At 36.6% G+C, this 6,969-nt stretch carries 8 protein-coding genes; 5 read left to right on the top strand and 3 right to left on the bottom strand.

The genetic code is table 11. From position 1 onward, the window contains the following. The first annotated feature begins 201 nt into the window (after positions 1-201). The 3 genes from Q9B79_RS26565 (at position 202) to yugI (ending at position 2,484) form a co-directional block, all read left to right on the top strand. Positions 202-699, top strand: a complete 498-nt coding sequence (locus Q9B79_RS26565; RefSeq protein WP_306188967.1) for an Lrp/AsnC family transcriptional regulator — start codon at positions 202-204, stop codon at positions 697-699. Further along, positions 696-1,886 (top strand): aminotransferase, encoded by a 1,191-nt coding sequence (locus Q9B79_RS26570; RefSeq protein ID WP_306188969.1) that lies wholly within the window; start codon positions 696-698, stop codon positions 1,884-1,886. Before Q9B79_RS26565 ends, Q9B79_RS26570 begins: the two co-directional genes overlap by 4 nt. Before the next feature lie 253 nt (positions 1,887-2,139). Continuing rightward, positions 2,140-2,484, top strand: a complete 345-nt coding sequence (gene yugI / locus Q9B79_RS26575; protein ID WP_000003767.1) for a S1 domain-containing post-transcriptional regulator GSP13 — start codon at positions 2,140-2,142, stop codon at positions 2,482-2,484. A gap of 112 nt (positions 2,485-2,596) precedes the next feature. On the opposite strand, the gene Q9B79_RS26580 is transcribed toward yugI, so the two are convergent. Then, the gene (locus Q9B79_RS26580; RefSeq protein WP_000105788.1) at positions 2,597-2,830 is read right to left on the bottom strand and encodes a DUF378 domain-containing protein; all 234 of its coding nucleotides are present in this window, start codon (positions 2,828-2,830) and stop codon (positions 2,597-2,599) included. 274 nt (positions 2,831-3,104) lie between these two features. On the opposite strand from Q9B79_RS26580, the gene Q9B79_RS26585 reads away from it, so the two are divergent. Both Q9B79_RS26585 and Q9B79_RS26590 read left to right on the top strand, forming a co-directional pair. Next, entirely contained in the window at positions 3,105-4,457 is a 1,353-nt protein-coding gene (locus Q9B79_RS26585; RefSeq protein ID WP_306188974.1) for a glucose-6-phosphate isomerase, read from the top strand. Positions 4,458-4,564: 107 nt separating this feature from the next. After that, positions 4,565-4,978: a YugN-like family protein gene (locus Q9B79_RS26590; RefSeq protein WP_306188976.1), complete on the top strand. Its 414-nt coding sequence runs from the start codon at positions 4,565-4,567 to the stop codon at positions 4,976-4,978. Here the strand turns inward: Q9B79_RS26590 and Q9B79_RS26595 are convergent. Both Q9B79_RS26595 and Q9B79_RS26600 read right to left on the bottom strand, forming a co-directional pair. Further along, positions 4,965-5,960 (bottom strand): potassium channel family protein, encoded by a 996-nt coding sequence (locus tag Q9B79_RS26595; protein WP_306188978.1) that lies wholly within the window; start codon positions 5,958-5,960, stop codon positions 4,965-4,967. The genes Q9B79_RS26590 and Q9B79_RS26595 overlap by 14 nt on opposite strands. 92 nt (positions 5,961-6,052) lie before the next feature. Then, the gene (locus tag Q9B79_RS26600; RefSeq protein WP_048528454.1) at positions 6,053-6,733 is read right to left on the bottom strand and encodes an MgtC/SapB family protein; all 681 of its coding nucleotides are present in this window, start codon (positions 6,731-6,733) and stop codon (positions 6,053-6,055) included. Positions 6,734-6,969: the final 236 nt, after the last annotated feature.

Consider the following 6,969-nt stretch of genomic DNA (forward strand, 5'->3'; position numbering starts at 1 on the left):
GAAGCTCAAGCAAAGGGGTTAGGCGGGAGAGCAACTGTCCGTAAAAGCCCGATTGGTGTGGGCTAATAATCAGCGGGGTAAAGCATTCCGTTGAGTAAAGTTTCACTTTATTTTGACATAATTCACTAAAAAAATCTTCTTTTCAAACTGGAAAGGGTATTTGTATAATTTAGACACAAACGAATAGGAAGGATGATTTATATGGTGACAGAAAAGGAATTAGAATTGTTAGCTTGTCTTGAAAAAAGTAGTCGATTAACTGTAGATACATTAGCGAAGCTATTAAATATAGAAGTAGAAGAAGTAAAGAGAATGGTTGGAAAATTAGAAGCGGAAAAGATTATCGTGGATTATGTAACACATATCGATTGGACGAAGGTGAAAGAACATACAGGTTTAACGGCGATGATCGATGTGAAAGTTACGCCAAAGCACGGCGTTGGGTTCGATGCGGTTGCTGAACAAATTTATCGCTACTCAGAAGTAAAGTCTGTGTACTTAATGTCAGGTACATATGATCTTTCTATTACATTAGAAGGAAAGACAATGGGAGAAGTAGCGATGTTTGTTTCTGAGAAATTAGCAACAATTGAATCTGTCGTTTCTACAACAACGCATTTCATTTTAAAGAAGTATAAACACGAGGGAATTATTTATGAAAAAAACGATGATGATAAGCGAATTGTGGTGACACCATGAAGCAATTTGAACTATCTAGAGCAGCAGAATCGTTACAACCATCAGGTATTCGAAAGTTTTTCGATTTAGCAGCAAATATGAAAGGTGTTATTTCTCTTGGAGTAGGAGAACCTGACTTCGTTACACCTTGGAATGTGAGGCAAGCGTGTATCCGTTCTTTAGAACAAGGATATACGTCATATACAGCAAATGCAGGATTATTGGAGCTCCGTCAAGAAATAGCAAAGTATCTAAAAAAACAATTTGCAGTATCTTATGATCCAAACGATGAAATCATTGTTACAGTTGGAGCGAGTCAGGCGTTAGATGTAGCGATGCGCGCCATTATAAATCCTGATGATGAAGTACTCATTATTGAACCAAGTTTCGTTTCTTATGCACCGCTTGTAACATTAGCTGGAGGAGTTCCAGTTCCGGTGGCGACTACTTTAGAAAATGAGTTTAAAGTACAACCAGAACAAATTGAAGCAGCTATTACAGCGAAAACAAAGGCACTTTTACTTTGTTCACCAAATAACCCAACAGGTGCGATGTTAAATAAATCCGAGCTGGAAGAAATAGCAGTGATTGTTGAGAAGTACAATTTAATCGTATTATCTGATGAAATTTATGCAGAGCTTGTATATGACGAAGTATATACAAGTTTCGCGAGTATTAAAAATATGCGCGAGCATACGGTTTTAATTTCCGGATTTTCAAAAGGATTTGCGATGACAGGATGGCGCCTCGGCATGATTGCAGCTCCTGTTCACTTTTCGGAATTAATGCTCAAAATTCACCAATATTCTATGATGTGTGCCCCGACAATGTCTCAGTTCGCAGCACTTGAAGCGTTACGTGCGGGAAATGATGAAGTAATTCGAATGAGAGATAGTTATAAGAAACGACGTAATTTTATGACGACATCTTTCAATGAAATGGGATTAACATGTCATGTGCCGGGCGGAGCATTTTATGTCTTTCCTTCCATTTCTTCAACTGGACTATCTTCGGCGGAATTTGCAGAACAGTTATTACTAGAAGAAAAAGTGGCTGTTGTACCTGGAAGTGTATTTGGCGAAAGTGGTGAAGGATTTATTCGTTGTTCATATGCAACATCGCTTGAACAGCTTATGGAAGCAATGAAGAGAATGGAACGGTTTATAGAGAATAAAAAAAGGACAAAACACAATACGTTTTGTCCATAAAAGGGGGGGAATACTAGAAAGCCATGTGTTAGTATTCTATCCTAATATTGGAGAATTATACTTACTTAAGGAAATTTTTTCATGAATTTTGAATGAGTCCTGTCATAGTGGTATAATTTACTAATATAAGGTATGCGTATCCTTTGTGGCTTTCCTTAGGGTACGTATTAACTAATCGGATATTTAACAATAAATCATCTGCTTTGCTATCTACAATTGTAGAGAAAATGGTAAACGTATGGGAGTGTTTCATATGTCAGAACAATATACAACAGGAGTGGTTGTAACAGGGAAAGTGACTGGGATTCAAGATTACGGTGCGTTTGTAGCGTTAGATGCAGAAACACAAGGACTTGTGCATATATCTGAAATTACAAATGGATATGTAAAGGATATTCATGACTTTTTAAAAGTCGGCGATACAGTAGAAGTAAAAGTGCTTTCAATTGATGAAGAACACAGAAAAATGAGTTTATCGTTAAAAGCGGCGAAAAGAAAACAAGGACGGATTCTTATACCGAATCCATCTAAGGACGGATTTAATACGCTGCGAGAAAAGCTAACAGAATGGATTGAAGAGTCCGAGTTAACAAAGTAAAAGAGGAACGCATATGGGCGTTCCTCTTTTACTTTGTCTTATGATATATATTTGCAAATATGATTGCATGCAATCATATTCGTATGTCGGAGGTGAAGTAAAGACATACTGACTAGCGAATTTCGTTCGTTTCTGGGTGAGTGCCAAGATTTTCTGATGGTTTAAAGAGTAAACCAAGATTAATAAGCCCAGAAATACCGACGATGCCGTAAATAATACGTGCAAGAGCTGAATTTTGTCCACCGAAAATGGCTGCCACTAAGTCAAACTGGAAGAACCCGATTAGTCCCCAGTTCACAGCGCCAATTACAGTAAAGACTAATGCGATACGTTGCAAAGTACTCATGAAAAAGCCCCCCTTAATTGTGAAGCATGAGCAAGCGATGAGTTAATTAACTCTTTTATAGAATGGGGTAGTTATGTTGTTTTTATACATAAAAAATGTTTGAAACAGGATGTATATACATCTATACCGAAAAATGCGAATTTTTATGCAAAAAATGAACTTTTTCTAAAAAATATATATTGGTTACGTTTACAAGGGGTGAATCGCTTGATTTACAACTTCAGTTTCGCTAAAGTGAATACAGAAATACATATCCATAATTGGAGGGAAAAAGATGAGTACACATGTAACGTTCGACTATTCTAAAGCGTTATCCTTCATCGGTGAACATGAAATCACTTATTTACGTGATGCGGTGAAAGTAACACATCACGCAATCCACGAAAAAACTGGAGCTGGGAACGATTTCCTTGGGTGGGTAGACCTTCCGCTTCAATATGACAAAGAAGAATTTGCTCGCATTCAAAAATGCGCAGAAAAAATTAAAAATGACTCTGACATTTTACTTGTTGTAGGTATCGGTGGTTCTTACTTAGGAGCACGTGCAGCAATCGAAATGTTAAACCATTCTTTCTACAACACACTTTCTAAAGAACAACGTAAAACTCCACAAGTGCTATTTGTTGGACAAAACATTAGCTCCACTTACATGAAAGATTTAATGGATGTATTAGAAGGTAAAGACTTCTCTATTAACGTTATTTCCAAATCAGGTACAACAACAGAGCCGGCACTAGCATTCCGTATTTTCCGTAAGTTATTAGAAGAAAAGTATGGAAAAGAAGAAGCTCGCAAACGTATTTATGCAACGACAGATAAAGCGCGTGGTGCATTAAAAACATTAGCTGATAACGAAGGTTACGAAACATTCGTTATTCCAGATGATGTTGGAGGACGTTTCTCTGTATTAACGCCAGTTGGTTTATTACCAATCGCAGTGAGTGGCTTAAATATTGAAGAGATGATGAAAGGTGCAGCTGCTGGTCGTGAGGACTTCGGTACATCAGAACTAGAAGAAAACCCAGCTTACCAATATGCAGTAGTTCGTAATGCTTTATACAATAAAGGAAAAACAATTGAAATGCTTGTTAACTATGAGCCAGCACTTCAATACTTCTCTGAATGGTGGAAACAGTTATTTGGTGAAAGTGAAGGAAAAGATCAAAAAGGTATTTTCCCATCTTCAGCTAACTTCTCAACTGACTTACACTCATTAGGTCAATACGTTCAAGAAGGTCGTCGTGACTTATTTGAAACAGTTCTGAAAGTAGGGAAATCTACACATGAACTAACAATCGAATCAGAAGAAAACGATTTAGATGGATTAAACTACCTTGCTGGTGAAACTGTAGACTTCGTAAACACAAAAGCATACGAAGGTACATTACTTGCACATAGCGATGGTGGAGTACCGAACTTAATTGTAAATATCCCTGAATTAAATGAGTACACATTCGGTTACCTTGTATACTTCTTCGAAAAAGCATGTGCGATGAGCGGCTACTTATTAGGCGTAAATCCATTTGACCAACCAGGAGTAGAAGCATACAAGAAAAACATGTTTGCTTTACTTGGTAAACCAGGATTTGAAGAGTTAAAAGCAGAATTAGAAGAACGTTTAAAATAATAAAAAGCGACCGGAATCCGGTCGCTTTTTATTATTTTATCGAAAAGTCCATCAGTATATTCAAACTAGAGTGGGTATGCTAAAGAAAAAGTCTAGGAGGGATGGGCTTGATTCCAATTCAATCAAATTTAGAAGGACGTATATATGCGTTATATAAGTTAGAAGAGATAATGAAGCCACTTGGATATAGCATTGGTGGTAATTGGGATTATGATAAAGGATGCTTTGATTATAAGATTGATGAAGAAGATGGCTATCAATTTCTGCGAGTGCCATTTACAGCAGTAGATGGAGAGTTAGATGTACCTGGTGTAATCGTTCGTCTTGGAACGCCGTATATTCTTTCGCACGTATATCAAGACGAACTGGATGATCATGTAAATACGTTAACAGCCGGAACGAGCGGAATAGATCAATTTGCAGAGCCGAAAGATCCAGATGGAGATGTGAAAAGAAAATATATCAATATCGGGAAAGTGCTCATGCAGGAACTAGAAAAACATTTTCTTAATGGTGAATAACAATGAGTATATCACTTTCAATGAGAACAAAGGAATGGACGGGATTAATCATATATTGTTCGTCGCGCTTTATACCTAGTAAGAGAATGTTTTGCTTTAAAAGAGTATAGCTGCAATTTGCAAAGGTTTGTCCGGCGCAGGACGGAGGAAGCTCCATCAGTTGTAATTTATTATCAGAGATTTCATTGTAAAGTGAGAATAGTACGCCTGAAATGGAAGGGAATAAAAGCGAAGCGGTAATTACATAGCTCGTTAATTTATTTCCTTCTATAATTTCTGACACGCCAGCTCTCGTTGCATTTTGTATTTGTTCAGAAGTAAGAAGTTCAGCGATGCAGTGAATGTTTGGGTTGAGCCCTTTTGCAGTTAAAATGTTTAAAATGGATTGTGTATCTGCTAAGCTTTCATTTTTTTCTTTATCGGCTGTTATTAATATAGTGTGAGCTGTTGTAATATTAGCTTTTAATAACGTTTGATCGTGATGGGGGCAACCCTTTATAAATTCTAAATGATGAAAGGGTTTTGGAAGTAAAGAAAGTGTTTCATCAATTAAAACGATATCAAGGTTCGGTTGTAAAACGTGCATTTGTTTTACAACATGTTTTGCCCGTTCGTTCCAGCCAACAATAATCATATGACCGTTAGAAGTGGCAGCTTCTTCTCCTTTAATCTTCATGTATTGTTTGCTAATCATTTCAGTAGCGAACAATACCATATAATAAGAACAAAACCCGGTTCCTAATAAAATAATACCCATACCGATAAGTTTGCCCATCGTTGTATGCGGGGCAAAGTCACCGTAGCCAACGGTGAAAATGGTAACGATTGACCACCAAATTCCATCAAACCATGTAGTGAAGTGCGATGGTTCTAATCTATGTATAAGAAAGCCGGAAAAAGCGGTAAGTACAATGATAAAACAGATTAAACGAAAAATAATGGAATCACGGAATGTATCTACTAAATTTGGACGGGATTTCAAACTCTTACTCCTCCTTACTTTGCAGGACTACATTCATTGTTACCATTATAGAAAAAAGAAAAACTCTCTAATTGAAAAGAGAGTTTTTTACGTTACATACTTTCCACTTCAGTTTGTTGAACACTTTCAAGATGCTGGAGAGCGTAATAAACATCAGCAGTATGTCTTTTTTGATCGATACATAATTTCAAATGCAAATAGTGTGAGCCATTCTCCAATGTTTTGAGCTTCATATTCTTAACCTTTATATCCATTTCTTTTATTTCTTCAATTACAATTGGGATATTGTCCATATTTCGTACAACAAGTTTTACTGCAATATCGCGTTGGCGAAATGATCTTGGTCCTATAAACTTCATTGTTAACGGTATAAGTTCAACACTAATCATAAGGAAACACATCCCGAAAATTGCTTCTATATAGAATCCGGCCCCAACAGCAATACCGATACCGGAAGCGCCCCAAATCATAGCAGCAGTCGTTAATCCTGCAATACTATCGTTTCCTCTACGTAAAATAACACCAGCACCTAAAAAACCGATTCCTGATACAATTTGAGCGGCAAGTCGAAGTGGGTCCATATTCATATGATCGGTATGTGGTAAATTGTAAGCCGCCTTAATAGAAACAATCGTCAGGAGGCAACTAATGATAGAAATAACTAAACAAGTTTTTAAACCAAGTGGTTTCCGTTTTAATTCGCGCTCTAAACCGATGGCGAATCCTAAAATAGCCGAGAGACCTAGTTTGATTAATAAATCGGTATAGTCCATATGTATTCCTCCTTGTATGATATGGTATATGAATAAAACATTTATTATAGAAAGAAATGTTTTTGGGTAGAGTGACTTTATATAGAATATATGTAGGAATCTCTTAGAAATGAAAGGGATATTTCGTTTAAGTATATGATATAAAAAAAGAAATGTAGTTAATTTAAAAAAAGTTTTCAAAAGATGTTGCATTTCATTTTCCACCATGATATATTAATAACCGTCGCTGATGCGGA

It is taken from the genome of Bacillus sp. MHSD_36 (assembly GCF_030757775.1).
In the GTDB taxonomy this organism is placed as follows: domain Bacteria; phylum Bacillota; class Bacilli; order Bacillales; family Bacillaceae_G; genus Bacillus_A.

Excerpts from the sequence above, each read along its gene's own strand:
- Q9B79_RS26570 (WP_306188969.1), top strand. The coding sequence starts at position 696 with ATGAAGCAATTTGAACTATCTAGAGCAGCAGAATCGTTACAACCATCA.
- Q9B79_RS26580 (WP_000105788.1), bottom strand. The coding sequence starts at position 2,830 with ATGAGTACTTTGCAACGTATCGCATTAGTCTTTACTGTAATTGGCGCT.
- yugI (WP_000003767.1), top strand. The coding sequence starts at position 2,140 with ATGTCAGAACAATATACAACAGGAGTGGTTGTAACAGGGAAAGTGACT.
- Q9B79_RS26600 (WP_048528454.1), bottom strand. The coding sequence starts at position 6,733 with ATGGACTATACCGATTTATTAATCAAACTAGGTCTCTCGGCTATTTTA.
- Q9B79_RS26585 (WP_306188974.1), top strand. The coding sequence starts at position 3,105 with ATGAGTACACATGTAACGTTCGACTATTCTAAAGCGTTATCCTTCATC.
- Q9B79_RS26565 (WP_306188967.1), top strand. The coding sequence starts at position 202 with ATGGTGACAGAAAAGGAATTAGAATTGTTAGCTTGTCTTGAAAAAAGT.